The 22255-nt window shown below is 72.5% G+C and carries 25 protein-coding genes; 5 read left to right on the plus strand and 20 right to left on the minus strand.

What is annotated here, in order from left to right:
- Window positions 1-162 precede the first annotated feature (162 nt).
- Complete coding sequence (locus ACZ7HT_RS35175; RefSeq protein ID WP_471173582.1) at window positions 163-861, plus strand: ester cyclase; 699 nt, start codon at window positions 163-165, stop codon at window positions 859-861.
- A 131-nt stretch (window positions 862-992) separates the two neighbouring features.
- Here ACZ7HT_RS35175 and groL read toward each other — a convergent pair whose 3' ends face one another.
- The 4 genes from groL to ACZ7HT_RS35195 form a co-directional block, all read right to left on the minus strand.
- The gene (groL, locus tag ACZ7HT_RS35180) at window positions 993-2621 is read right to left on the minus strand and encodes a chaperonin GroEL (protein WP_471173585.1); all 1629 of its coding nucleotides are present in this window, start codon (window positions 2619-2621) and stop codon (window positions 993-995) included.
- Between the two features lie 110 nt (window positions 2622-2731).
- A complete protein-coding gene (gene groES, locus ACZ7HT_RS35185) occupies window positions 2732-3040 on the minus strand; it encodes a co-chaperone GroES (protein WP_017239619.1) in 309 nt (102 codons plus the stop codon).
- A gap of 146 nt (window positions 3041-3186) precedes the next feature.
- Window positions 3187-3450, minus strand: coding sequence for a hypothetical protein (locus ACZ7HT_RS35190; RefSeq protein WP_471173587.1), 264 nt, complete (start codon window positions 3448-3450; stop codon window positions 3187-3189).
- Window positions 3447-4361, minus strand: coding sequence for a polysaccharide deacetylase family protein (locus ACZ7HT_RS35195; protein WP_471173589.1), 915 nt, complete (start codon window positions 4359-4361; stop codon window positions 3447-3449). The genes ACZ7HT_RS35190 and ACZ7HT_RS35195 overlap by 4 nt, the downstream gene beginning before the upstream one ends.
- A gap of 156 nt (window positions 4362-4517) precedes the next feature.
- On the opposite strand from ACZ7HT_RS35195, the gene ACZ7HT_RS35200 reads away from it, so the two are divergent.
- Complete coding sequence (locus ACZ7HT_RS35200; RefSeq protein WP_471173590.1) at window positions 4518-5708, plus strand: THUMP-like domain-containing protein; 1191 nt, start codon at window positions 4518-4520, stop codon at window positions 5706-5708.
- On the opposite strand, the gene ACZ7HT_RS35205 is transcribed toward ACZ7HT_RS35200, so the two are convergent.
- The 8 genes from ACZ7HT_RS35205 to tsaB all read right to left on the minus strand — a co-directional run bounded on the left by ACZ7HT_RS35205 (window position 5647) and on the right by tsaB (window position 11488).
- A complete protein-coding gene (locus tag ACZ7HT_RS35205) occupies window positions 5647-6312 on the minus strand; it encodes a hypothetical protein (RefSeq protein WP_471173593.1) in 666 nt (221 codons plus the stop codon). The genes ACZ7HT_RS35200 and ACZ7HT_RS35205 overlap by 62 nt on opposite strands.
- Window positions 6313-6322: 10 nt before the next feature.
- Window positions 6323-7558, minus strand: coding sequence for an RNA polymerase sigma factor (locus ACZ7HT_RS35210; protein ID WP_471173652.1), 1236 nt, complete (start codon window positions 7556-7558; stop codon window positions 6323-6325).
- Between the two features lie 64 nt (window positions 7559-7622).
- Window positions 7623-7988: a YciI family protein gene (locus tag ACZ7HT_RS35215; protein WP_376591534.1), complete on the minus strand. Its 366-nt coding sequence runs from the start codon at window positions 7986-7988 to the stop codon at window positions 7623-7625.
- A gap of 99 nt (window positions 7989-8087) precedes the next feature.
- Window positions 8088-8933, minus strand: coding sequence for a polysaccharide deacetylase family protein (locus tag ACZ7HT_RS35220; protein ID WP_471173597.1), 846 nt, complete (start codon window positions 8931-8933; stop codon window positions 8088-8090).
- Between the two features lie 57 nt (window positions 8934-8990).
- Complete coding sequence (locus ACZ7HT_RS35225) at window positions 8991-9236, minus strand: hypothetical protein (protein WP_471173655.1); 246 nt, start codon at window positions 9234-9236, stop codon at window positions 8991-8993.
- Between the two features lie 11 nt (window positions 9237-9247).
- On the minus strand, window positions 9248-10354 hold the full coding sequence (gene tsaD, locus ACZ7HT_RS35230) for a tRNA (adenosine(37)-N6)-threonylcarbamoyltransferase complex transferase subunit TsaD (RefSeq protein ID WP_471173598.1): 1107 nt from the start codon (window positions 10352-10354) through the stop codon (window positions 9248-9250).
- On the minus strand, window positions 10344-10814 hold the full coding sequence (gene rimI / locus ACZ7HT_RS35235) for a ribosomal protein S18-alanine N-acetyltransferase (protein WP_471173658.1): 471 nt from the start codon (window positions 10812-10814) through the stop codon (window positions 10344-10346). Before rimI ends, tsaD begins: the two co-directional genes overlap by 11 nt.
- Before the next feature lie 17 nt (window positions 10815-10831).
- Entirely contained in the window at window positions 10832-11488 is a 657-nt protein-coding gene (gene tsaB, locus ACZ7HT_RS35240) for a tRNA (adenosine(37)-N6)-threonylcarbamoyltransferase complex dimerization subunit type 1 TsaB (protein ID WP_471173600.1), read from the minus strand.
- Window positions 11489-11584: 96 nt separating this feature from the next.
- Here tsaB and ACZ7HT_RS35245 point away from each other — a divergent pair, with 96 nt between their 5' ends.
- Window positions 11585-12151 carry a hypothetical protein gene (locus ACZ7HT_RS35245; protein WP_471173602.1) on the plus strand — a complete coding sequence of 189 codons (567 nt, stop codon included), beginning with the start codon at window positions 11585-11587 and terminating at the stop codon, window positions 12149-12151.
- A 7-nt stretch (window positions 12152-12158) separates the two neighbouring features.
- On the opposite strand, the gene ACZ7HT_RS35250 is transcribed toward ACZ7HT_RS35245, so the two are convergent.
- The 8 genes from ACZ7HT_RS35250 to glmS all read right to left on the minus strand — a co-directional run bounded on the left by ACZ7HT_RS35250 (window position 12159) and on the right by glmS (window position 20053).
- Window positions 12159-12305 carry a hypothetical protein gene (locus tag ACZ7HT_RS35250; protein WP_181924544.1) on the minus strand — a complete coding sequence of 49 codons (147 nt, stop codon included), beginning with the start codon at window positions 12303-12305 and terminating at the stop codon, window positions 12159-12161.
- 139 nt (window positions 12306-12444) lie between these two features.
- Window positions 12445-12945, minus strand: a complete 501-nt coding sequence (gene tsaE, locus ACZ7HT_RS35255; protein ID WP_471173603.1) for a tRNA (adenosine(37)-N6)-threonylcarbamoyltransferase complex ATPase subunit type 1 TsaE — start codon at window positions 12943-12945, stop codon at window positions 12445-12447.
- A 10-nt stretch (window positions 12946-12955) separates the two neighbouring features.
- Window positions 12956-14116: an alpha/beta fold hydrolase gene (locus ACZ7HT_RS35260; RefSeq protein ID WP_471173604.1), complete on the minus strand. Its 1161-nt coding sequence runs from the start codon at window positions 14114-14116 to the stop codon at window positions 12956-12958.
- A 6-nt stretch (window positions 14117-14122) separates the two neighbouring features.
- Window positions 14123-15271: an alanine racemase gene (gene alr / locus ACZ7HT_RS35265; protein ID WP_471173606.1), complete on the minus strand. Its 1149-nt coding sequence runs from the start codon at window positions 15269-15271 to the stop codon at window positions 14123-14125.
- 20 nt (window positions 15272-15291) lie between these two features.
- Window positions 15292-16173: a L,D-transpeptidase gene (locus tag ACZ7HT_RS35270; protein WP_471173608.1), complete on the minus strand. Its 882-nt coding sequence runs from the start codon at window positions 16171-16173 to the stop codon at window positions 15292-15294.
- A gap of 118 nt (window positions 16174-16291) precedes the next feature.
- Window positions 16292-17746: an NAD(P)H-hydrate dehydratase gene (locus ACZ7HT_RS35275; RefSeq protein ID WP_471173610.1), complete on the minus strand. Its 1455-nt coding sequence runs from the start codon at window positions 17744-17746 to the stop codon at window positions 16292-16294.
- An 83-nt stretch (window positions 17747-17829) separates the two neighbouring features.
- Window positions 17830-18198: a holo-ACP synthase gene (locus ACZ7HT_RS35280; RefSeq protein WP_471173611.1), complete on the minus strand. Its 369-nt coding sequence runs from the start codon at window positions 18196-18198 to the stop codon at window positions 17830-17832.
- A gap of 7 nt (window positions 18199-18205) precedes the next feature.
- Window positions 18206-20053: a glutamine--fructose-6-phosphate transaminase (isomerizing) gene (glmS, locus tag ACZ7HT_RS35285; RefSeq protein WP_471173613.1), complete on the minus strand. Its 1848-nt coding sequence runs from the start codon at window positions 20051-20053 to the stop codon at window positions 18206-18208.
- A 145-nt stretch (window positions 20054-20198) separates the two neighbouring features.
- On the opposite strand from glmS, the gene coaA reads away from it, so the two are divergent.
- Both coaA and ACZ7HT_RS35295 read left to right on the plus strand, forming a co-directional pair.
- A complete protein-coding gene (gene coaA / locus ACZ7HT_RS35290; RefSeq protein ID WP_471173615.1) occupies window positions 20199-21254 on the plus strand; it encodes a type I pantothenate kinase in 1056 nt (351 codons plus the stop codon).
- 18 nt (window positions 21255-21272) lie between these two features.
- The gene (locus tag ACZ7HT_RS35295; protein WP_471173617.1) at window positions 21273-22220 is read left to right on the plus strand and encodes a DUF389 domain-containing protein; all 948 of its coding nucleotides are present in this window, start codon (window positions 21273-21275) and stop codon (window positions 22218-22220) included.
- The last annotated feature ends 35 nt before the right edge of the window (window positions 22221-22255 follow it).

The raw sequence follows: 22255 nt of genomic DNA on the forward strand, positions 1-22255 counted from the left end.
ACGTCCACACAGTCCGCAAAACCGACACCGCCACGTCCCGGAACAAGAAGTCGACGACCCCACGGCCTCGCCGCACAGGTTAAAGATCAAGCTAGCGGCCGCCAGGGCATCCCCGGCGCCCGGACCTAGACTGGAGAGGTCCTACCTGGGTCGGGAGGCGTCATGACATTCGTGCAGATCATCGACTGCAAGACGAGCCGGGTCGACGACCTGAACCGGCTCATGGACCGGTGGGTCGAGCAGACCAAGGGCAAGCGGACCGCGACGCACAGCATCGTCGGGAAGGACCGTTCCGACTCCTCGCACGTCGTGGAGATCGTGGAGTTCGCCTCGTACGACATGGCCATGCGGAACTCGCAGCTTCCCGAGACCGACCGGATCTTCAAGGAGATGGTCGCGCTCTGTGACGAGATGCCGACCTTCACCGATCTGGACGTCGTCCGGGACGAGCAGATGTACAAGGCGGCCTCGCGCCGGTTCTTCGAGCTGGTCTCGATGCCCGGGGAGCTGCCGCCGCTCGACGAGGTGTTCGCCGAGGGGTATCACGACCACGATCCGACGAATCCGAGCGACGCGGTCGGGATGGACGCGCTGCGGCGTGAGGCCGAGATGTGGCGGGCGGCGTTCGACTTCACGTTCACCGTCGAGGACCAGATCGCCGACGGTGACCGGGTCTGCACCCGCTGGACCTGGAACGGCACCCATGTCGGCGACTTCATGGGGATCCAGCCGACCGGCATGGAGGTGAGCATGACCGGGATGGTCGTCCACCGCTTCCGGGAGGACGGCAAGGCCGTCGAGGGCTGGTGGCAGTACGACCTGCTCGGTCTGATGGGGCAGCTCGGGGCAGTGGAGGCCTAGGGCCCATACGGCCCTGATCCGCCGGACAGGCTCCAGGCAAGCAGTGAGGCCCGGTGCTCCCGCGACGGGAGCACCGGGCCTCGGCTGTCAGCCGGGCTGCCTCAGCGGGCCTCGGCTGTCAGTCGGCTGACTCAGTGGGAGTGGCCGTGACCGTGGCCGTGGCCGTGGTCCGCCGGCTCCTCTTCCTTCTTCTCCACCACGAGGGTCTCGGTGGTGAGGAGGAGGGAGGCGATCGAGGCGGCGTTCTCCAGGGCGGAGCGCGTCACCTTCACCGGGTCGATGACGCCGGCCTTGACCAGGTCGCCGTACTCGCCGGTCGCGGCGTTGAAGCCCTGGCCCTTGTCGAGCTCGGCGACCTTCGAGGTGATGACGTAGCCCTCGAGGCCGGCGTTCTCGGCGATCCAGCGCAGCGGCTCGACGGCGGCGCGGCGGACGACCGCGACACCCGTGGCCTCGTCGCCGGTCTTGTCGAGGTTGCCCTCGAGGACCTTGACGGCGTGGACGAGCGCGGAGCCACCACCGGAGACGATGCCCTCCTCGACCGCGGCGCGGGTCGCGGAGATGGCGTCCTCCAGACGGTGCTTCTTCTCCTTGAGCTCGACCTCGGTCGCGGCGCCGACCTTGATCACGCAGACGCCGCCGGCGAGCTTCGCGAGGCGCTCCTGGAGCTTCTCGCGGTCCCAGTCGGAGTCCGTGGACTCGATCTCGGCCTTGATCTGGCCGACGCGACCGGCGATGTCCTCGGCGTTGCCGCCACCGTCGACGATGGTGGTGGAGTCCTTGGTGATCGTCACACGGCGGGCGGTGCCGAGCACGTCCAGGCCGGCCTGGTCGAGCTTGAGGCCGACCTCCTCGGCGATGACGGTGGCACCGGTGAGGGTGGCCATGTCGCCGAGCATCGCCTTGCGGCGGTCGCCGAAGCCGGGGGCCTTGACGGCCACGGCGTTGAAGGTGCCACGGATCTTGTTGACGACGAGGGTGGAGAGGGCCTCGCCCTCGACGTCCTCGGCGATGATCAGGAGCGGCTTGCTGGCGCCGGCCTGGATGACCTTCTCCAGGATGGGCAGCAGGTCCTGGATCGAGGAGATCTTGCCCTGGTTGATCAGGATGTACGGGTCGTCGAGGACGGCCTCCATGCGCTCCTGGTCGGTCACCATGTACGGGGACAGGTAGCCCTTGTCGAAGGCCATGCCCTCGGTGAAGTCGAGCTCCAGGCCGAAGGTGTTGGACTCCTCGACGGTGATGACACCGTCCTTGCCGACCTTGTCCATCGCCTCGGCGATGAGCTCGCCGACCTGCTGGTCCTGCGCGGAGAGCGCGGCGACGGCGGCGATGTCGGACTTGTCCTCGATCGGGCGCGCGGTGGCGAGCAGCTCGTCGGAGACGGCCTTGACGGCGGCGTCGATGCCCTTCTTCAGGGCGGCCGGGGAGGCGCCGGCGGCGACGTTCTTCAGACCCTCGCGGACCAGGGCCTGGGCGAGCACCGTGGCGGTGGTGGTGCCGTCACCCGCGATGTCGTTGGTCTTGGTCGCCACCTCCTTCACGAGCTGGGCGCCGAGGTTCTCGTACGGGTCCTCGATCTCGACCTCGCGGGCGATCGTGACACCGTCGTTGGTGATGGTGGGGGCGCCGAACTTCTTGTCGATGACGACGTTGCGGCCCTTGGGGCCGATCGTCACCTTCACCGTGTCGGCAAGCTTGTTGACGCCGCGCTCAAGGGCGCGACGGGCGTCCTCGTCGAACTTCAGGATCTTCGCCATGGGAGCGGTTCAGCCCTCTCGGAATGTCGTGGAACGAACTGCGCCCCCGGACGCCCGGTGCGGGGTCAAGGGGCGCAGCTCAAAGCATCTGGTTCAGATACTTCGGCGAATTACTTCTCGACGATCGCGAGCACGTCGCGAGCCGAGAGGACGAGGTACTCCTCGCCGTTGTACTTCACCTCGGTGCCGCCGTACTTGCTGTACAGCACGATGTCGCCGGTCTTGACGTCGAGCGGCAGGCGCTCGCCGTTCTCGAAGCGGCCCGGGCCCACGGCAAGGACGACGCCCTCCTGGGGCTTCTCCTTGGCGGTGTCCGGAATGACCAGGCCAGAGGCGGTGGTCTGCTCGGCGTCGAGCGGCTGGACCACAATGCGGTCCTCGAGCGGCTTGATGGCAACCTTGGAGCTGGTGGTCGTCACGATCCGACCTCCCCCTTCGGAGATCTCACGGGGTTAACTGTCTGAGGTGGCGACCAGGTGGATCCGTCGTCGCGGGTGCCGGACCTGCCCGTCGCTGTGTTGGCACTCTCCAGTGGGGAGTGCCAGGGCCGAGACTATGACCGCGATTAGCACTCGGTCAAGCGGAGTGCCAATTCATCGCTCCGTGGCGTGACGGTACGCGTGACGGTACGAGTGACCGTACGAGGTCCGCCGGCCCCTTCGCAGGTCTTCGCGCCGACCGCCGCCCCCACCCGCTGGACCGGTGAGGGGTGGGGGCTCACCCGTTCCGCCGCCTTCCGGACGAGCCGTTCGATCGGGTCGACGGGGGCGGCGCAGGCCGGGAGGGCGAGGAGCGCGCCGGTCACGGCGAGCGCGGCGAACCGCCTCACACGTAGTCCTCGAGCTTCGCGACCGCGTACCCCTTGGACGTGATCACGTTCATCACCCGCCGGATCATGTCCGGCATCGTGCCCTTCCAGTCCTCCTTGCCCCGGAAATGGGTGAGCACGATGTCGCCGGGGTGCAGGTCCCGGTCCCATTCGCGCCACTCCATGTGGTCGGGGAAGGCCTCGGCGGCCCAGAGCGGGACCGCCTTGACGCCGCAGCTCTTCGCGGCGACCAGGGTGTCCTCGTTGTAGTTGCCGTACGGCGGGCGGAAGATCGAGGGCCGCTTGCCGAACTGCTTCTCGATGACGTCCTGCATGCCGCAGATCTCGTGCTTCTGCTCGCTGTACGAGAGTGCGGGGAGGTACCGGTGGTGGAGGGTGTGGTTGTTCAGGGCGACGCCGGACTCCTGGGACTTCTGCATCTTCGCGAAGTAGCCGTAGTCGTCCTTGACGACGTAGTCGCTGAGGAAGGCGCTGTAGGGGATCCGCAGCTCCTTCATCATCTTCAGCAGCTGGGGGTCCTTCTCCGCGCCGTCGTCGATCGTGAGGAAGACGACCTTCTGCTTGGTGGGCACGGTGGTGAAGACGGGCGGCAGGCCTTCGCCGTCGGTCTCGAAGCCCTTGCGGGTGGTGATCTTCGGCTTGACGGCGGGCGGGGCGGGCGCTTCGAGCGGGGGCTTGGCGAGGCCCCACTTCCTGGCGGCGAGCACGCGGGCGGCCCGCTGCGCGCGGACCCTCGCGACGTACGCGTTGAGGGCGCCGGCGGCGGGGGCCTGTTTCTCGGCGGCGGGGGCGGGCGCGCCGCGCTCGGGTTCGGCGCTGCCGGAGCAGGCCGTGGCGGCGGAGGCGAGGGCGGCCACGGCGAGCGCCGCCCCGAGCGTCCGGCGGGAGCGGTGCGCACCCTTGGCCGTCATGCGGGAGTGATGCGCACCGTATGTCATCATCTGGTCCTTTTGTCGTACGAGCTGCATGGCGCCGCATCCTGTCAGCGCGAGAGCCCCTTCCGGGCCGCGACACCGCCGTACGGCCCCACCGTCCCCCGACCGGCCCACACCCTCCCAGGCCCCAGAATGGGACGGGTGACCGACCTCGCCTCCTTCGCCGCCCTGCTCGCCCCCGAGGGGCAGACGCTCCTCGCCGCCCTGCGCGACTACGACCCCGCGCAGGAGCTCGCGGTCGCCTCCCGGCTGCGCCGCGACCATCCCGCCGAGCTCGTCACCGCGGCGCTCGGCCAGGCGCGGCTGCGGCAGCGGGCGGTGGCGAAGTTCGGTGCGGAGGACGCGTACCGGATGTACTTCACGCCCAACGGCGTCGAGCAGTCGACCCGCGCCTCGGTCGGCACGTACCGGGCGGCCCGGATGAAGGCGCTCGGCGTCCGGAGCGTCGCGGACCTCTGCTCCGGGATCGGCGGCGACGCGATCGCCCTGGCCCGCGCCGGGATCTCCGTCCTCGCCGTCGACCGGGACCCGCTGACCGCCGAGGCGGTACGGGCCAACGCGGCCGCGCTCGGGCTCGGGGAGCTGATCGAGGTCCGGTGCGCGGACGTCACCGAGATCGACACGAGCCCGTACGACGCGGTCTTCGTCGACCCGGCGCGGCGCGGCGGCCGGGGCAGGATCTTCGACCCCGAGGCGTACTCCCCGCCGCTGTCCTGGGCGATCGACGCGGCCCGCCGGGCGCCGCACGCCGCCCTGAAGGTGGCGCCGGGCATCCCGCACGAGGCGGTGCCCGAGGAGGCCGAGGCGGAGTGGATCTCGGACGGCGGGGACGTGAAGGAGGCCGTGCTCTGGTTCGGCACGGAACCGGGCGCCCGCCGGGCCACCCTGCTGCCCTCCGGCGCCGGGCTCACCGGCCGGGGGCTGCCCGATCCGGCGGTCCGCCCGGTCGGCCGCTATCTGTACGAACCGGACGGCGCCGTGATCCGCGCGCACCTCGTCGCCGAGGTCGCGGAGGAGCTGGACGGCGGTCTGATCGACGAGACGATCGCGTACGTGACGGCGGACGAGCTGAGGGAGACCCCGTACGCCGCCGCGTACGAGATCACCGACGAACTCCCCTTCAACCTCAAGAAGTTGAAGGCCCTGCTGCGGGAGCGCGAGGTCGGCACCCTCACCGTGAAGAAGCGCGGCTCGGCGGTCGAACCCGAGGAGATCCGCCGCAAGGTGAAGCCGAAGGGCCCCAACGCGGCGACGGTGCTGCTCACTCGGGTCGCGGGTGCCCCGACGATGCTGATCGGCCGGCCGGCCGGCGGGGGCCGTTGAGCCGCACCGCGAAGCGGTAGTGGCCGACGGCCTTCGCCAGGCCGGTCAGACCCGTGATCCAGAGGATCAGGGCGACGCCCATGCCGTACGCGACCAGGCCGTAGCCGTCGTTGCGGCCGGCGCCCGCCGGGACCGCGAAGCCCATCCAGAGGCCGACCCCGCACATCGCGAAGGACAGCAGCAGCCAGACGACGCTGAGGACGGGGGCGAGCAGCCGGGCGTCCGTCGGACCGTGCCGGTCGAGGGCCGCCCATGGGGTGAGGCGCTCACGGACGGTCCGGTCGCGCCGCAGGCTGCGGACGGTCAGCCACACGGCCGTCACGAAGATCCCGAGGCCGGGGACCGCCGCGATGACCCCGGTCACCACCATCATGAAGTCGGAGTACGGCGCGCCGAGCGCGATGAGCAGCACGCCGATGAGCCCCCAACCCAGTTGGAGCAGGAGGAACCAGACCAGGAACAGCGTGAGCCGCCCGACGCCGAGCAGCCGCCTGCCGAGTTCGTCGAGGGCCAGCGCCCGGTCGGCGAGCAGCGCCTCCCGGTCGGGCCAGCTCCGGAGTTCGGCGGGCGGGGGCGGCGGAGGGAGCGGGGTACGCGGGGACATGCCCAGGACTCTAAGGCGCGCCGCGCCGGGACTCCTCGGCGCGGGCCCCCGTCGCCTCGCCCGCGCGCCCGAGCAGCAGTTCCCGCTCGCTCTCGTTCCTGGTGAGCGCGGCCGCCCGCGCGAACTCCGCGCGGGCCTCCTCCGTACGGCCGAGGCGGGCCAGGAGGTCGCCGCGGACGCTCGGGAGCAAGTGGTAGCGCGCCAGGGCCGGTTCGTCGGTGAGCGCGTCGACGAGGGCGAGGGCCGCGGCGGGGCCCTCGGTCATCGACACGGCGACCGCGCGGTTCAGCTCGACGACCGGGGAGGGCATGAGGGCGCCGAGCCGGCCGTAGAGCGCGGCGATGGTCGCCCAGTCCGTCTCGTCGTACGAGGCGGCCCGCGCGTGGCATGCGGCGATGGCGGCCTGGAGGGCGTACGGCCCGTAGGAGCGGCCGTCCCCGGCGCGGGCGAGGGCCGCGTACCCGCGGCGCATCAGGAGCCGGTTCCAGCGGCTGCGGTTCTGGTCGGCGAGGAGCACCGGCCGCCCGTCGGGGCCGGTGCGGGCGGGGATGCGGGAGGCCTGGAGTTCGAGGAGGGCGGACAGGCCGTGTGCCTCGCTCTCGCCGGGCATCAGGGCGGCCAGGCCCCGGGCGAGCCGCAGCGCGTCCTCGCACAGGCCGGGCCGCAGGAGGTCGTCGCCGGCGGTCGCCGCGTACCCCTCGTTGAAGATCAGGTACACGACTTCGAGGACGGAGCCGAGCCGGGCGGCCCGGTCCGCCCCGTACGGCACCTCGAACTCCACGCCCTCCTTCGCGAGCGTCCGCTTGGCGCGGGTGATCCGCGCCGCGACCGTCGCCTCCGGTACGAGGAAGGCGCGGGCGATCTCGTCCGTCCGCAGTCCGCCGACGAGCCGCAGGGTGAGCGCGGCGCGCGCGTCGGCGGAGAGCACCGGGTGGCAGGTGGTGAAGACGAGCCGGAGCACGTCGTCGTCGATGTCGCCCGGTCCTGACGGCTCGGGGTCGTACGACTCCTCCGAGAGCGTCCTGCCCACCTCGGCGAGCTTCCGGGCGTACGTCTCGCGCCGCCGCACGAGGTCGACGGCGCGGTGCTTCGCGGCGGCCGTCAGCCAGGCTCCCGGTCTTTCCGGGACTCCTGACCGCGGCCACTGCTCCAGGGCGGAGACGAGGGCGTCCTGGGCGAGCTCCTCGGCGATGCCGACGTCACGGACGATCCGCGCCACGGTGGCGATGATCCGCGCCGACTCCATCCGGAAGACCGTCTCAAGCGTGCTCTCCACCACCGTCACGTCTCACATGACAGCACAGCGCGGGTCAGCCTTCCGGCATCTCCTCGACCTCGCGGACCTCCAGGCCGACCTTCCAGTGCGGCGGGTGGACGGCCAGGAACCGCTTCCCCCACTCGACGGCCTCGGCCATGTCCTTGCACTGGAGCATCGCGTAGCCGCCGACGACCTCCTTGGTCTCGGTGAACGGGCCGTCGGTGAACGACAGCTTCCCGTCCGACCAGGTGATCCGGGTGGCCTCGGCGGTCGGCTTGAGTCCGGCCGTGTCCACCATGGCGCCGGCCTTGGTGATCTCCTCGAAGAGGGCGCCCATGCGCTGCTCGAAGCCGGGGTCGGCGCTCTCCATGTCGATGGTGTTCTCCTCGATGCGCACGAGGGACAGGTAGCGGGGCATGACGACTCCTCGGGGGTGCGGTGGGCGGGGCCGTTCCCCGCCGTCCACACATACGTCGAACGGGCGGGGCCCGCATCGACACCGCGCCGCGAGAATCTTCTAGACGTAGTCCTCCAGGCGGGCCACCGTGAAGCCCTGCTCCTGGATCTTCCGCAGCATCGTCGCCGTCATCTCGGTCATCGTCCGGCCCTTGAGCTCGGACGGGCCCCGGAAGTGGGCCAGGATGATGTCGCCGGGGCGCAGCTTCCGGTCGCCGCGCTGGTACTGCATGTTCTTGATCTGCATGGACTCGCGCCACAGCACGATCGCGTCGAGACCGCACTCCCCGGCCGCCGCGCGCGTGGCCTCGTTCCAGTTGCCGTACGGCGGCCGGAAGAGCCGCGGTGTCGTGCCGTACCGCTGCTTGAGCTTCGTCTGCTGGCCGCAGATCTCCCGGCGCTGGGCCTCCGCGGAGAGGGTGCGCAGGTTGGGGTGGGTGAGGGTGTGGTTGGCGAGGCCGTTGCCCTGGGCTATCAGCGGCGCGAAGTACGGGTAGTCGGCGCGGATGGACGCGTCCGTGAGGAACATCGTGAAGGGGACCTTGAGGTCCTTCATCATCCGGACGAAGCCGGGGTCCTTCTCGGCCCCGTCGTCGATCGTGATGAAGACGATCTTCTCGCGGGTGGGGACGTCGCCGATGACGGGCACCGGCCCGCCGGGCGCGCGGACCACCGGCTTGACGGCGGGCGGGGCGGGCGGGGCGGCGAAGGGCTTCAGACCCCACTTCCGGTACGCGGCGGCAGCGGCGGCTCCGGGGGCCTCGTCCTCGGCGGAGGGCGTGGCGGCGGGTGCGCTCGTCCGCTCGGGGAGGGGTGCGGCGGCCGCGGACGGCTCCTCCGCCGTGCAGCCGGTCACCAGGAGGGCGACGGCGGTCAGGGCCGCCCACAGCGCGATCGTCTTCTTCACGCGCTGTGGGATGCCCGAAGCGGTCGAAAGGTTGCTCTATTTTCGAGCCGAAATCGCTTATTCGACCGATTCGAAGCGCCAGCGGTGGACCGGCCGGGTGATCAGCTCCGCGTCCGGCTCCGGCAGCTCGGGCAGCTCGGCGTCGAACGCGTCCGCCTCCCACCAGGTGAGGACGAGGACCCGGTCCTGCGGGGCCCGGAGGACCTCCCGGCGGACCGGCTCACGGGCGAGGACCCGCGCCCGCTCCCGCGCCCACTCCAGGAGCTCGGCGCCCCGGCCCTGGGCGGCCCGGGCCTCCCACATGAGCGTGAGCCTCACGAGTACAGGTTCTCCTTGCTGACCTCGTGCACGTGGTCGTGGTCGTGGGCGTGCGACGCACCGGGCACGTGGGGGTCCGTCACCGGCAGGGACGAGTCCGCCGACAGCTCCAGGTCGGAGGCCGGCCGGTTGCGGGCGACCATCTCCGAGCCCAGGGCCGCGACCATCGCGCCGTTGTCGGTGCACAGGCCGGGCCGGGGCACCCGCAGCCGGATCCCGGCGCGCTCGCAGCGCTCCTGGGCCAGGGCCCGCAGCCGCGAGTTGGCGGCGACGCCGCCGCCGATCATCAGGTGGTCGACGCCCTCGTCCTTGCAGGCCCGGACGGCCTTGCGGGTGAGCACGTCGACGACCGCCTCCTGGAAGGACGCGGCGACGTCCCGTACGGGCACGTCCTCGCCGGCCGCCCGCTTGGCCTCGATCCAGCGGGCCACGGCCGTCTTGAGGCCGGAGAAGGAGAAGTCGTACGCGGGGTCCCGGGAGCCGCTGAGGCCGCGCGGGAAGGCGATGGCCGCCGGGTCGCCCTCCTTGGCGAGCCGGTCGATGACCGGTCCGCCGGGGAAGCCGAGGTCGAGCACGCGGGCGATCTTGTCGAAGGCCTCGCCGGCCGCGTCGTCGATGGTGGCGCCCATCGGCCGCACGTCGGAGGTGATGTCGGCGGAGAGCAGCAGCGAGGAGTGCCCGCCGGAGACGAGCAGGGCCATCGTCGGCTCGGGCAGCTTGCCGTGCTCCAGCTGGTCGACGCAGATGTGCGAGGCGAGGTGGTTGACGCCGTAGAGCGGCTTGCCGAGGGCGTAGGCGTACGCCTTGGCGGCGGAGACGCCGACGAGCAGGGCGCCCGCGAGGCCGGGGCCCGCGGTGACGGCGATGCCGTCGAGGTCCTTCGCGGAGATCCCGGCCGTCTTCAGGGCGCGCTCGATCGTCGGGACCATGGCCTCCAGGTGGGCGCGGGAGGCGATCTCGGGCACGACGCCGCCGAAGCGGGCGTGGGTGTCGACGCTGGAGGCGACGGCGTCGGCGAGGAGCGTGGTCCCGTGGACGATGCCGACGCCGGTCTCGTCGCAGGAGGTCTCGATGCCGAGTACGAGCGGTTCGTCAGCAGCCATCTGAATCAGTCTCTGTTCCTTGAACGGTGTGTCGCATCACGAGCGCGTCCACGTTGCCGGGCTGGTAGTAGCCGCGGCGGAAGCCGATCGGCTCGAAGCCGAAGCGCTCGTAGAGCTTCTGGGCCCGGGTGTTGTCCACGCGGACTTCGAGGAGGACCTCTTCGCACTCGAAGGCGGTCGCGGCCTGGAGGAGGTCGGTGAGGAGGCGGGCGCCGAGACCCGTACCCCACTGGTCGCGGGCGACGGCGATCGTCTGGACGTCGCCGAGGCCGCCGGCGGCGGCGAGCCCGGCGTACCCGACGAGCCGGCCGGACTCGTCCTCGGCCACCCGGTAGTGGCGGGTCGCGTGCGGCCCGCGGGCGTGCGCGAGCTCCGACCAGAACATGCCCTCCGACCAGGCGTCCTCGGGGAACAGCTCGGCTTCGAGCGCGAGCACGGGCTCGATGTCCCACCAGCGCATCTCACGGAGCACGGCCGTCACTTGGGGGTGACCACCTTGTAGTTCTTCGGCACCTGCGCGTCGGGCCGGCGCAGGTACATCGGCAGCGGTTCGAGGAAGCCGCCCTCGTCCTTCGCCAGCTTCTCGGCCGCGAGGGCGGCGAGCGCGGCGGCCGACTGGTGCTCGGGCTCGCGGGCGTCCGGGAAGGCGTCCGGGTAGAGGAGCGCGCCCGCGCCGACCACCGGAAGCCCGGCGAGGGACTCGGCGATGTCGGCGGGCCGGTCGACGGCCGCGTCGCCCACGCGGGTGCGGGAGTCCTCGTACCGCGCCCAGTAGACCTCCTTGCGGCGCGCGTCCGTCGCGACGGCGAAGGGCTCGTCGATCCCGGAGGCGTACGCGAGGCCGTCGAGGGTGCACAGGCCGTGCACGGGCACGCCGAGCGCGGAGGAGAAGGCCGCCGCCGTGACGAGGCCGACCCGGAGCCCGGTGTACGGGCCGGGGCCGACGCCGACGACGATCGCGGTGACCGCGTCGAGCTTGAGTCCGGCCTCCTGGAGGACGCGGTCGACGGCGGGCAGCAGGAGTTCCCCGTGGCGGCGGGCGTCGACCTGGCCGGACGAGGCGACGACGGCCTCGCCGTCGTGGAGGGCGACGGTGACGGCGGGGGTGGCGGTATCCATGGCGAGCAACAGCACGCGAACAGCCTACGGCTCCCGGGCACGCTGCCCCGAACCTCGGTCCGGCGGCTGCTACCGTCACCCTTCGATACGTTCGTACGAAAGGTGGGCACGGTGGCACGGAGCAGCTCGGGATTCGTGGCCGGGCTCACGGCGGCGGCCGTCGCCGCGGTCTGCTTCCTCGCCTACCAGGCCTCGGCCAGCGCCCCGGCGGACCTGTCGGTGAAGCCGCCGACGTCGGGCGCGACGACCCCCTCGGTCTCGCCGAGCGGCGGCCCGAAGAAGCCCGCGAAGGACCCCCTCGCGGTCCCGGCGGGCTCGGGCACCGGCGAGCGCGTGGTGTACGCGCTGTCCGACCGCCGGGTGTGGATCGTGGACGGCAAGGGCAAGGCGACCCGGACGTTCACGGTGTGGCCGAGCACGGTCGACCCGCTGCCCGGCGCGTACCGGGTGAGCTCGCGCTCGGGTTCGGTGCGCGGTTCGGACGGCGTGCAGATCGAGCACGTGGTGCGGTTCGCGACGGCGCAGGACGTGGCGGTCGGATTCAGCGCGGCGGTCGACGGCTCGACGCCGTCCCCGGACCCGGCCAGGAAGACCGGCGGCATCCGGATGAAGCGGGCCGACGGAAACGCGATGTGGACGTTCGCGGTGATCGGCGCGAAGGTCGTCGTCGTCTCCTGAGCCCCGGCTACGCGGCCTCGTCCCGTACGGGCTCTTCCTCCTCGGGTTCGGCCGGTGGCGGGGTGGAGAGGGCCCGGGCGGCCGCGCAGGACGCGAGCAGCTCACTCATCGAGACGTGGTCCCGGCCGGGTTCCGCGCGTTCGGGCGTCGCCATGCATGCCTCCCGTAGGTTAGGTACACCTAACCAGCTCGTGCATCCATGTCACCACGGCTCACGGGACCCATGCAACACCTTCCCGACGCGTTGTCGGAATCTACGTGCGTCCGGATACGCGCCCCCAGTTGCGTGCCGTTCAGATCAGCGTGAGCTCCTCCCCGGCCCAGCGCGTGCCGATCCCGCGCAGCACGACCGTGCGCCGGTCGTCGTCGGTGTCCCCGGTCACCCGGTGGATGAGCAGGTGCAGCCGGTCATCGGTCAGCTCCTCGACCTTGCCGTCGCCCCATTCGACGACGACCACGGACTCGGGCAGCGAGACGTCCAGGTCGAGGTCCTCCATCTCGTCGAGCCCGCCGCCGAGGCGGTACGCGTCGACGTGGACGAGGGCCGGCCCGCCGACCAGGGACGGGTGGACGCGGGCGATGACGAAGGTCGGGGAGGTGACGGCCCCCCGCACCCCGAGCCCCTCGCCGAGGCCGCGGGTCAGGGTGGTCTTCCCGGCGCCGAGCTCGCCGGTGAGCATGACGAGGTCGCCGGGCCGGAGGACCTTCGCGAGCCGGCGGCCGAGCTCCTGCATCTGCTGCGGGGAGTCGACGGAGAGGGTGGCGCCGGAGACGGGCGGATGAGCTGCTTCCATACGGGCCAACTTAGCTCGTACGGAACGGCTCCCCCGCCGGGACCGCACCGGCCCGGACCAGCAGGTCGGCCAGGCGGTCGGTGACCGCCTCCGGGTGTTCCAGCATCACCAGATGGCCCGCGTCCGGGACGATGACCAGCTCGGCGTCCGGCAGGAGGGCGGCGATGGCCTCGGTGTGCGAGCTGGGGGTGACCAGGTCGTTGTCCCCGGCGAGCGCGAGCACCGGCAGCTCGGCGAAGGCGGCGAGGGCGGCGGCCTTGTCGTGCTCGGCGAAGGCCGGGTAGAAGGCGGCGACCACGTCGATCGGGGTCGACTCGATCATCCGCTCGGCGAAGCGGGCGACGGCCGGGTCGACGTCCTTCGAGGCGAACGAGTACTTCTTGATCAGCCCGGCGAAGAGGTCGGCGGTCGCCCGGCGCCCGCGCTCGACCAGCTCCGCCTGGGAGCCGAGGGCCCGCAGGACGCCCGGCAGGACCCGCCGGACGGCGTTGACGCCGGCGAGCGGCAGCCCGTACGACACCTCGTCCAGCTTCCCCGCCGAGGTGCCGACGAGGGCGACGCCGGCGACCCGGTCGCGGATCAGCTCGGGGTACTGCTCGGCGAGCGCCATCACGGTCATGCCGCCCATGGAGTGCCCGACGAGGACGAGCGGCCCCTCGGGCGCGGCCGCGTCGAGGACGGCCTTGAGGTCGCGGCCGAGCAGGTCGATGGAGACGGGCCCCCCGTCGGAACCGGCTTGGGAGTGCCCGGAGCGGCCGTGGCTGCGCTGGTCCCAGTGGACGGTGCGGACGAGCCCGCGCAGGGCGGCCCGCTGGAAGTGCCAGGAGTCCTGGTTGAGGCAGTAGCCGTGGCTGAAGACGACGGTGACGGGGGCCGGGGCCTTCCGCCCGAAGAGCCGCCGGCGGCGGCCGGGCGACGAGGTGTCCGGCTCGACCTCGTCCACCTCGTAGTACAGGACGGTCCCGTCGTCGGCGAGGGCCCGGCCGGGCGTGCCGCGCAGCCCGCCGTACGGCCCGGCGGCGTCCAGGGCGAGCCGGGCCTTCTGCCGTACGGAACGGCCCACCGTGAGCCGCTCGACGGCGACCCCGGCGGCCGCTCCGGCGGCGAGGACGCCTATCGCGGCACCGGCGAACCCGGCCCTCCGCCAGCTGCTGCCGCTCGGCTCCGCCATGGCGGGCTACTCCCCCAGGTAGACGCGCGGGACGCGCGCGCTGATCCGGGTGACGATCTCGTACGCGATGGTGCCGGCGGCCACCGCCCAGTCCTCGGCGGTCGGCTCGCCCCGGTCGCCGGGGCCGAAGAGCACGGCCTCGGTGCCGGGCTCGGGAGTGTCCCCGCCGAGGTCGACGACGAACTGGTCCATGGCGACGCGCCCGGCGACCGTGCGGACGCGGTCGCCGACGAGGACGGGCCCGCGCCCGGAGGCGTGCCGGGGAATCCCGTCGGCGTACCCGAGCGGGACGAGGCCGAGGGTGGTCTCGCCCTCGGTGACGTAGTGGTGGCCGTAGCTCACGCCGTGCCCGCCGGGCACCTGCTTCACCAGCGCGACGCTCGCCTTGAGCGACATGACGGGCCGCAGGCCGAGCTCGGCGGAGGTGCCGAGCTCGGGGCTCGGCGACACGCCGTACATCGCGATGCCGGGCCGGACCAGGTCGAAGTGGGCCTCGGGCAGCGTGAGGGTGGCCGGCGAGTTCGCGATGTGCCGGACCTCGGGGCGCACCCCCGCCCGCTCGGCGTGGGCGAGCATCGAGCGGAAGAGGTCGAGCTGGGCGGCGATCGACGGGTGGTGCGGCTCGTCCGCGCAGGCGAAGTGCGACCAGAGACCGGTCACCTTGACGAGCCCGTCGACCTCCGCCTTGAGGGCGGCCTCGACGAGCTCGGGCCAGTCGGCGGGCTGGCAGCCGTTGCGTCCGAGCCCGGTGTCGGCCTTGAGCTGGATACGGGCGGTCTTCCCGACGGCCTTCGCCGCCTCGACGACCTCCTCCAGGGCCCACATCCCGCTCACGGACATGTCGAGCCCGGCCTCGATGCCCTGGTCCCAGGGGTCGCCGGGGGTCCAGAGCCAGCACATGACCGGCACGTCCGTGATCCCGGCGGCGCGCAGCGCGAGCGCCTCGTGCGGGGTGGCCGTGCCGAGCCAGTCCGCACCCGCTTCCAGGGCGGCGCGGGCGCAGCGCAGGGCGCCGTGTCCGTACCCGTCGGCCTTGACAACGGCCATGATCCGGACGTGCGGGGCGACCCGGGCGCGCAGCGTGCGGAGGTTCGCACGCAGCGCGCCGAGGTCGATCTCGGCGCGGGCCCTGAGGGGCGGAGTCGTCTCAGTCATCGCGCCCAGTCTCTCAGGTGTCAGCGCCCGGGCCGCTTTCCCCAGATGTAGACCCGGTCACCCTTGCGGAGGGCGCCCCAGAGTTTCCGCGCGTTCGCGTAGCTGAGATTGACGCAGCCACGGCTTCCGCCGGGCGTGGCGAGCTGTCCGTAGACTGCGTGAAACGCCTGGCCACCGCTGAAGAACTGGGCGTACGGCATGGGGGTGTCGTAGATGGACGACCAGTGGTCCTTGTGGCGCCAGTAGACGGTGTGCCAGCCGGTGCGGGTGGCGTAACCGGGCCGCCCGGTCCGCACGTTGACGACGGAGTATGTCACCTTCTTCCCCTTTTGCACCCACATGAGCTGTCGATTGAGGTCGACGCAGGCGACGGTGTACGACTTCACGGGGCAGCGCCGGCCCGGGTCGAGGTTCTTCCGGGCGGCGAGCAGCTCGGCGCGGGCCCAGGTGACGGGACCGGCGAACCCGACGGCCGGCTTGATCTTCTCCTTCACCTGGAAGGCGCGGATCGCCCGGCAGTCGGCGGCGGACTGCCTCCCGTCGACGGGCAGCCTGAGCAGCCGCTCGACCTGCCGCTGATAGGTCCCCGCCTTCGCGGTGCAGGCGGCCCCGCCGACGGCGCTGCGCGGCAGGAACTCGACCAGCTCGTCGACCTGCTCCTCGGGCTCGGGCACGACCGCGTCGCCCTCCGTCGGGAGGGGCGGCAGCACCTGATCGGGCGTATCCATCGGGTACTCGGCCCGCCCGCCCCCGACGAGCCCGGGCACGAGCGGATCGGGGTCGGCGGCGGGATCCGCGGCGAGGCGGCCACCGACGGGCGGGGCGGCGAGGCGGCCACCGGCCGGCGGGGCGGCGAGGGCGACGGGTCCCAGGGCGAGGGACGCGGCGAGAACGAACAACACGGGCGCGGTACGACTTCTCCAACTGGTCACCCCACCCACCCAATCCGCCCCACGCGCCGACAGCGCGCGGGAACCCACGGCTGGGTCAACGGTGTTCGCCCGAGTGGGGGGTGGACGCCTACGGCGCGCCCATCACGTCCCGCCACGCCCCCCGGAGCGAGTCCGCGACCTCCGTAGCCGTCACCGGCGCACCGCCCGAGGACGCCCGCCGCGCGGCGAGCCCGTGCAGGTACGCCGCACAGGAGGCCGCGTCGAAGGCCGGAAGCCCCGCCGCGAGAAGCGACCCGGCGAGCCCGGACAGCACATCGCCACTGCCCGCCGTCGCGAGCCAGGACGTCCCCGTCGGGTTGACCCGTACGGGACCGGTCCCGCCCGCCCCGCACACCACCGTCGTCGAGCCCTTCAGGAGGACCGTCGCCCCGAAACGGCCCGCCAGTTCGCGCACCGCCGCGAGCCGCCCCGCCTCGACCTCCTCCCGCGCGACGCCGAGCAGCGCCGCCGCCTCGCCGGCGTGCGGGGTGAGCAGGGTCGGAGCCGTACGGGACCGCACGGCGTCCGGCGCGATGGCCCGCAGGCCGTCCGCGTCGACGAGCACGGGAACGTCCGAGGCGAGGACCCCCGCGACGGCGACCCCCGTGCCCGGGCCCTCCCCGAGACCGGGCCCCACGACCCAGGCCTGGACCCGCCCGGCCTTGTCGGGGGGTCCGGGGTGCACCAGGGTCTCGGGGTGCGCGGCGATCACCGTGTCACCGGCGTGGCCCACGTACCGCACGGCCCCCGCCCCGCCGCGCAGCGCCCCGGCGACGGCGAGCACGGCGGCACCCGGATAGCGTGCCGATCCGGCGAGCACCCCGACGACACCCCGCCGGTACTTGTCGCTCTCGGCGCCCGGCACGGGCAGCAGCCACGCCAGGTCCTCGTGCTGGAGGGCCTCCAGGTCCGGCACGCCGGGGAGTACGTCTCCGAGCCCGATGTCGACGAGCCGCAGCGCGCCCGCGTACTCCCGCGCCGGGTCGACCAGCAGACCCGGCTTGTACGCCCCGAAGGTGATCGTCGCGTCGGCCCGCAGCGCCTCCCCGTGGACCTCGCCGGTGTCGGCGTCGACCCCGCTCGGCAGGTCGACGGCGACGACGACGGCGTCGGAACCGCGCGCGGCGCGGGCGACGGGCACGGCGTCGGGGCGCAGCCCGCCGCGGCCCCCGATGCCGGTGATGCCGTCGAGGACGAGGTCGGCGCCGGCGAGCACGTCGTACGGATCGTCGACGACCCGGCCGCCGGCGGCCCGCAGCGCGGCGAGCCCGCCCTCGTGCGCCCGCTCCCCGAGCAGCACGGCCGACACCCCCGCCCCGCGGCGGGCGAGCCGGGCCCCGGCGTACAGGGCGTCGCCGCCGTTGTCGCCGCTGCCGACGAGGAGGACGACCCGGGCGCCGTACACCCGCCCCTTCCCGAGCAGCGAACAACAGGCGGCGGCGAGGCCGGCGGCGGCGCGCTGCATGAGCGCGCCGTCCGGAAGGCGGGCCATGAGCTCGGCCTCGGCGGCCCGGACGGTCTCCACGCGATAAGCGGTACGCATGCGAGCAGTCTCCCGCCGAAGCCCCCTCCGCGCAGACCCCACACCCGGCGGGTCGGCGCCCGCGACGGGGAGCGCCGGGCGTCTCAGCCCTCCGCGATCACCACCGCCGATGCCACCCCCGCGTCATGGCTCAGCGACACGTGCCAGTGCTTGACGCCCAGTTCCGCCGCGCGCGCCGCCACCGTCCCGCGGACCCGGAGCCGCGGCTGGCCGCTGTTCTCGACGTACACCTCCGCGTCCGTCCAGTGGAGGCCGCCCGGCGCGCCGAGGGCCTTCGCGAGGGCCTCCTTCGCGGCGAAGCGGACGGCGAGGGACGCGGGCCCGCGTCGGTCGCCGCTCGGGAGGAGGACCTCCCGCTCGACGAAGAGGCGCTGCAGCAGCCCCGGCGTGCGCTCGATGGACGCGGCGAAGCGGTCGATCTCCGCCACATCGATCCCCACCCCAATGATCATTTCCCACTCACTCCACGGTCACGGATTTGGCCAGGTTGCGCGGCTGGTCGACCTCGTTGCCCCGCGCGGTGGCGAGCTCGCAGGCGAAGACCTGGAGCGGCACGGTGGCGACCAGCGGCTGGAGCAGCGTAGGCGTGGCGGGGATGCGGACGAGGTGGTCGGCGTACGGGACGACGGCGTCGTCGCCCTCCTCGGCGATGACGATGGTCCGCGCCCCCCGGGCCCGGATCTCCTGGATATTGGAGACGATCTTGTCGTGGAGGACGGAACGCCCGCGCGGCGAGGGCACGATCACCACCACCGGCAGGTCCTTCTCGACGAGCGCGATCGGCCCGTGCTTGAGCTCGCCCGCCGCGAAGCCCTCCGCGTGCATGTACGCGAGTTCCTTGAGCTTCAGGGCGCCCTCCAGGGCCACCGGGTGGCCCACGTGGCGGCCCAGGAAGAGGACCGTGTCCTTGTCGGCGAGGGACCGGGCGAGCACCCGTACGGGCTCCATGGTCTCCAGGACGCGCTCGACGTCCTCGCCGATCCGGGCGAGGTCGCGGACGACGGCGTGGATCTCGTCGCCCCACTGGGTGCCGCGCACCTGGCCGAGGTAGAGGGCGAGCAGGTAGCAGGCCACCAGCTGCGTCAGGAAGGCCTTCGTCGAGGCGACGGCGACCTCGGGCCCGGCGTGCGTGTAGAGGACCGCGTCCGACTCGCGCGGGATCGTCGAGCCGTTGGTGTTGCAGACGGCGAGGACCTTCGCGCCCTGCTCCCGCGCGTGCCGCAGCGCCATCAGCGTGTCCATGGTCTCGCCGGACTGGGAGATCGCGATGACGAGGGTGCGCTGGTCGAGGATCGGGTCGCGGTAGCGGAACTCGCTGGCGAGCTCGACCTCGCAGGGGATCCGGGTCCAGTGCTCGATGGCGTACTTGGCGATGAGCCCGGCGTGGAAGGCGGTGCCGCAGGCGACGACGACGACCTTGTCGGCCTCGCGGAGCACGGCGTCGGGGATGCGCACCTCGTCGAGGACGAGCCGGCCGGCGCCGTCGATCCGCCCGAGGAGGGTGTCGGCGACGGCCTTGGGCTGCTCGGCGATCTCCTTGAGCATGAAGGAGGCGTAGCCGCCCTTCTCGGCGGCGGAGGCGTCCCAGTCGACGTGGTAGGCGCGGACCTCGGCGGGCACGCCCTCGAAGTCGGTGACGGTGACGCCGTCCCTGGTCAGCTCGACGACCTGGTCCTGGCCGAGCTCGATGGCGGACCGGGTGTGGGCGATGAAGGCGGACACGTCGGAGGCGAGGAAGTTCTCGCCCTCCCCCACGCCGACGACGAGCGGCGAGTTCCGGCGGGCGCCGACGACGACGTCGGGCTGGTCGGCGTGGACGGCGACGAGGGTGAAGGCGCCGTCGAGGCGGCGGCAGACGAGCCGCATGGCCTCGGCCAGATCGCCCACGGACGAGAACTCCTCGGCGAGGAGGTGGGCGACGGTCTCGGTGTCGGTCTCGGAGAGCAGCGTGTGGCCGCGCTCGGCGAGTTCCTCCCGGAGGGCGGCGAAGTTCTCGATGATGCCGTTGTGGACGACGGCGACGCGCCCGGCGTTGTCCAGGTGCGGGTGCGCGTTGACGTCGGTGGGGCCTCCGTGGGTGGCCCAGCGGGTGTGTCCGATGCCGACGGAGCCGCCGGGCAGCGGCCGGTCGACGAGCTCCTTCTCCAGGTTGACGAGCTTGCCCGCCTTCTTGGCGGCGGCGAGCCCGCCGTCCGCGAGCACGGCGACGCCGGCGGAGTCGTACCCCCGGTACTCCAGCCGCTTCAGCCCCGCGACGACCACATCAAGCGCCGACTGCCCGCCGACGTATCCCACGATTCCGCACATGACGGCAGGCTACGCCGGAACCCCTGCCACCGGCCGGAGTCGACGCGGGGCGCGCGTCGGCGGCTCCACGGGGACCGTATGACCGCTTTCGCCACGTGACCGACCCCACGACCCACGGACGCCTCCGACCCCCGACAATGGCGGGGTGATCACTTCGCCGCCACGAAGCTCCGACGGAGACGGCCCCCGCAACGGCGCCGGGACCAAAGAGGGCGCCGGACACGGGAGCCCCCGCAACGGGACGGGGCACCGCCGGCCGTCCGAGGCGACCCCGTACGTCGACCTCACCCGCGCCGAGTGGAGCGCCCTGCGCGACAAGACGCCGCTCCCGCTGACCGCCGACGAGGTCGAGCGGCTCCGCGGCCTCGGGGACGTCATCGACCTCGACGAGGTGCGGGACGTCTACCTCCCGCTGTCCCGGCTGCTCAATCTGTACGTGCAGGCCACCAGCGGGCTGCGCGGCGCGCTGAACACCTTCCTCGGCGAGAGCGCCGAGCAGCGCGGCACGCCGTTCGTCATAGGGGTCGCCGGTTCGGTGGCCGTCGGCAAGTCGACGGTCTCCCGGCTGCTGCAGGCGCTGCTCGCCCGCTGGCCGGAGCACCCGCGGGTGGAGCTGGTGACGACGGACGCCTTCCTCTACCCGATGGAGGAGCTGAAGTCGCGCGGTCTGATGTCCCGGAAGGGTTTCCCCGAGTCGTACGACCGCCGGGCCCTGACCCGCTTCGTCGCGGACGTCAAGGCGGGCAAGGACGAGGTCTCGGCGCCGGTCTACTCGCACCTGATCTACGACCGGGTGCCCGGCGAGCGGCTCGTCGTGCGCCGCCCGGACATCCTCATCGTGGAGGGTCTCAACGTCCTCCAGCCGGCGCTGCCCGGCAAGGACGGCCGCACCCGCGTCGGTCTCGCCGACTACTTCGACTTCTCGGTGTACGTGGACGCCCGGCCGGAGGACATCGAGCGCTGGTACCTGAACCGCTTCCGGAAGCTGCGGGACACCGCGTTCCAGGACCCGTCCTCGTACTTCCGGCGCTGGACGCAGGTCTCCGAGGACGAGGCCTTCGACTACGCCCGCACGATGTGGCGGACCATCAACAAGGTGAACCTGCTGGAGAACGTGGCCCCGACACGCGGCCGCGCGACCCTCGTCGTCCGCAAGGGCCCCGACCACAAGGTGCAGCGCCTGAGCCTCCGTAAGCTCTGAGCTCCGTACGCTCGGCACATGCTGCATCTGAGGCTGATCGTCCCGCCCGACCGCACCCCCGCCGCGGTGCGGCTGATCGAGTCGACGGTCGGCACCGCCCATCTGGTGGTGCTCACCGGCGCGGCCCGGGACCCCTCGGGCGATGTGGTGATGTGCGACGTGGCCCGCGAGGCGGGCGACGAACTGCTGCACGGGCTGCGTGAGCTGAGGATCGACCAGGACGGCTCGATCGCCGTCGAGAACATCGACCTGTCCCTCTCCACCCGCGCGGACGCGGCCGAGCTGGAGGCCCCGGGCGAGCCGGCGGACGCGGTGATCTGGGAGCAGCTGGCGGGGGCGACGCACGAGGAGTCGACGCTCTCGATCACGTACAGCGCGTTCATGATCCTGGCGACGATGATCGCGGCCTGCGGTGTCGTCCTGGACAACGCGATCCTGATCGTGGGCGCGATGGCGGTCGGCCCGGAGTTCGGCCCGCTGGCCGGTGTCTGTACGGCGGTCGTGCAGCGCCATCCGAAGCTGGCGGCGCGCTCGCTGATGGCGCTGTTCGTCGGCTTCACGGCGGCGATGATCGCGACGACGCTGTTCAGCCTGGGGATGGACGCGCTCGGCCTGTTCAGCAAGGCGCAGCTGGACGCGGACCGCCCCAACACCAGCTTCATCTGGCAGCCGGACCCGTTCTCCTTCGTCGTGGCGCTGCTCGCGGGCATCGCGGGCACCCTGTCCCTGACCTCGTCCAAGTCCGGGGCCCTGGTGGGCGTGGCGATCTCGGTGACGACGGTCCCGGCGGGCGCGAACGCGGCGGTGGCGCTCAGCTACGGCGACCTGGGCCAGATGTGGGGCTCGATCGCGCAGCTGACGCTCAACCTCTTCGGCATCATGCTGGCCGGGACTCTCACCCTGTACGGGCAGAAGGCGCTGTGGCGCACCCAGCGGGGCCGCTGGCGCCGCGCACCGAAGGTCTGACCGTACGGAGGAGGGCCCCCGCCCGGCTGCTGGAA

The organism is Streptomyces sp. NPDC037410, from assembly GCF_055602235.1.